At 58.6% G+C, this 2,959-nt stretch carries 2 protein-coding genes; both read left to right on the top strand.

The features are described 5' to 3' along the window. Window positions 1–1,829: hypothetical protein (locus H5U08_RS14460; protein ID WP_297034530.1), on the top strand; the 1,829-nt coding region annotated here is incomplete at its 5' end. Window positions 1,830–2,353: 524 nt separating this feature from the next. After that, window positions 2,354–2,959, top strand: a 606-nt coding sequence (locus H5U08_RS14465; protein ID WP_297034533.1) for an Hpt domain-containing protein, incomplete at its 3' end; no start/stop codon positions are given.

Consider the following 2,959-nt stretch of genomic DNA (forward strand, 5'->3'; position numbering starts at 1 on the left):
AAACGGAAAAGGCCCGACAGGACCTGAAGCTGGAACTGGAAGTGCTGGACCGTGTCCGCCAATTTCGTCGGGAACATCGCCTCAAATCGGAGACCCGAGACCGCCTGAAAAAAGCGATGGGTGAGTGGCAGCGCCTCCTCCAGGAAGAAGCCGCACTTCAGGCGGCCGCAGAACAGTTTCCCGCGTTTTTGCGGAAGGCCACCCCGGAAGCACGAAAACGGTGGTATGAACAATTGCAGGACTACCGGGACCTGGCCCGGGATGTGACCGAGAGAGCCCGGCGACTCGCTTCTTCCAGTCCCCAGGAGCGTTTTGCCGACGTTTGCCACTGGCCGGAAGACGCACCCCAGCAAATCGAGCGTCTTCAACAAGAAATGGACCATTTGAAAGAGGCGGAGGAAAGGCTCGACCAGGCTCGGCTGCAGTGGCAGCGGGTTCAGCCCGTCATCGATCACCGACGCCAGCGGCCAGTGGTTTTGGGTGGGGCTGTCCTCGCGGGCGGAGTTGTCGCGGCGATTTTGTGGGTGCTCGGGTACGTCCTGCTGGGGATAGTTGCGGGTTTGCTTGTGGCGGTGGCCGCGGGATGGGGCATTTCCCGGGTTTATCGACCCACATGCTGGCCGGCAGAGTACACCGCTCGCCAGCAGGAAGTCGAACAGTGCGAACAGGCGTTGCGTCGGACGCGGGAAAGCGTGGAACAAGTGTGGCGCAGCATCGAAGCATGGGCCGGAACCCGGGATCTCAGCCAACTCCTTCAGGGATTGGGACGGTACCGAACTTTCCTGGAGACCCGCGAAAATTTTTCTCGGGAGCAGCGAAGCTTGGAAGAAGCGCGAAGCCGCCTGCTGCTCTCGGCGGTGCCGGACGAAGTCCTCGACCTCTGCGATATTCCCGCGGGGGAACGCAGCGACCCCGGCCGACTCCTGAGCGAGGAACAGCTTGCGCGGGCATTCGGGCTGCTGGAGGATTTTGCCCGCTGGGAACAGAAGCACAGTTCACTCGACCAACAAAAGAATACGCTTCTCCGCAGCGTGGGCGTCTCAACAGGAGTGGAGTTGGAAGAGAATCTGAAGAAGGCTGAGGAGGATTTCCACGTCCTACTTGCAGAGGTGGGCCAGTTCAAGCGGGAAAGTCCGCTGGCTGAAGACGCGTGGAACTGGGAGGCCGACCGTTTGGAGCGTGAGGTGGGCCAGCGCAAGGAAGAACTGACCAGGCTGGACCAGACGCTCGAAGAGCTTCGCCGTCAACGCAACGACCGGGAAACGGAGCTTGCACGCTGGGAAGGACAAACGATGGTCAACGTGGCCCAGGCGCAGCAGGAACTGGCGTCTGTTGACGAACAGTTGAAACAGTTAGAGATGCGTGCGGAGGCAATCGCCCAGGCGTTTCGGTTGATCGAGAAGGCGTACCAGCTTTATTCGTCCCGCCATCGGGAAGCATTTCAAAAGGGGATCAACAGACTCATGGCCGACTGGACAGGGCGTCATGATCGCGAGTTCTGTGTCGATGAGGATTTTGTTGTGAGTTTCCGTGTTTCCGCGCGAAACACAGACGGCGAGGATGCTCTCAGTTGGGAAAAATTGAGCCAGGGCACGCGGGATCAGCTTGCGCTGGCCATCCGCTGGGCAGTGCTCGATCGACTGGCAGGCGAGGTCGTTTTGCCACTCCTTCTTGACGATTGTTTCCACATGTGGGACGAAAACCGACGGGAGAATCTGCGGCAATTCCTTCACACACGTCCCGAAAGGCAAATCATCCTTGTCACGCATGATAAGCGCTTTCTTTCATGGGGCGAGCCGGTCACTCATCACCCGCTACCGCAAGAATAATTGTCTGGGATTGGCCGCAGGTGGTGCGACGGCACCCATTACCCACGGCCAGACGCCTTTCCCGAACCACCGCGAAATTGACCTGCCTTTTTGCGGCTTTCCCGCCGCCATTCCGCCTCATGGCAGGCGAACCTTGTCGGCCGGTCGCCGGTTCAATCTTTTCCGAAAATGATCCGCAAGCCAAAAATTCGGATTGTGCCGGAACGAAACGGATTGGTGGCGCAAACCGACTGTAGCAGCAACCGGGGAGTCACTGCCTCACAGGGGACTCTCGTTTCATGAACGTGCATCGGACCAACCCACGTGCACGAGTTGCCATGTCATTTTTGCGACCTATCTTTTTTTAGCCGATTCCCTTGGGGGCCGCCTCTCAGGCGAGAAGGAGTCTCGATCAGCCCATAGCCTCGAAATCCATTGCTGATTTTCGACAGGGAAGTCGCAGAGAGGTATGCCACGAGTTTTCCCACCCAGGTTGCTGGCTTAATCAGCCCGTCCCAACGACCTGCCGAAGAGTACCTGTGACCATGGATGCCTACCTGAGCGATGACATGTTTCAGGAAATGCTGGGGGATTTCCTGGATGAGGCCACCCAGCTCCTGGATCGTCTCAATGAAAACCTGTTGGCGCTCGACGAATGGTTGCGGCAGCGGCCACCGGGCGACGCGGCCACGTTTGACGCCGAAACCCTCAATGAAATGTTTCGCGCCGCCCACAGCCTCAAAGGGCTGTCGGCGATGCTCAATCTCACCAATATCAATCAACTGACCCACAAGCTCGAGAATCTGTTCGATGCGGCACGGAAAAATGAATTGCCGCTTGATCACGACGTCGTGGATGTGATGTTTCAGGCCGCGGACCGCTTGCGGGCAATGGTCGAAGCCCTCAAAGATCCAACACCTGAACCTATCGAAGCGGGCGACATCGTCGAGGCGATGACGCGTTTTCTGGAAGGCGACAGGACAACCGCGTCGTCGCTGTCCAAACACGTCGAACAGGCCCTCGATCACGCCGTGCAGGGAGTGCAACAGGTTCTCACCGAGGAGGGATCGGCACCCCAGGAAAGGCCTCTTTCGTCGGCCGTGCCGAAAGAATTTCTGGACCGCGCTACTACAGAATTCCAGCAGGTGACC

Source organism: Thermogutta sp. (assembly GCF_014359955.1).
Classification (GTDB): Bacteria; Planctomycetota; Planctomycetia; order Pirellulales; family Thermoguttaceae; genus Thermogutta.